This window comes from Bacillus sp. SIMBA_154 (assembly GCF_046536015.1).
In the GTDB taxonomy this organism is placed as follows: domain Bacteria; phylum Bacillota; class Bacilli; order Bacillales; family Bacillaceae; genus Bacillus; species Bacillus pumilus_P.
The window spans coordinates 1-265 of the sequence record NZ_JAWJBV010000337.1 but is presented as its reverse complement, the minus strand read 5'-3'; the positions used below and the strand labels follow the sequence as shown (position 1 = coordinate 265).

General features: G+C 37.4%; 1 protein-coding gene. It reads right to left on the bottom strand.

Annotation, left to right across the window (positions count from 1 at the left end):
• The coding region (locus R0K30_RS22285; RefSeq protein WP_486304031.1) for a hypothetical protein at positions 1-265 on the bottom strand (265 nt) is incomplete at both ends.

The following is a 265-nucleotide window of genomic DNA, read 5'->3' as shown; positions in this document are numbered from 1 at the left end:
CTGATAATTGATTAGTTTTTAAATTACGCACCACTCCCGACTTTTTAATGCACTGGCATTGATGGCAAATACCAATGCCGCAACCACGCTGCACAGGGAGTTTTTTTGCTTCAAACTGGTTTAATAGCACCTCATTACTAGTCACTGCATGCGTGTCTTTATTTATTATTACTGAAAAATGATTGTCGTCAGTCAATTTAGGCATGGATAGAGCAAACGATTCTTGGTAATAGGTTAAATTAAGTAGACGAGTAAAATCTGCAAC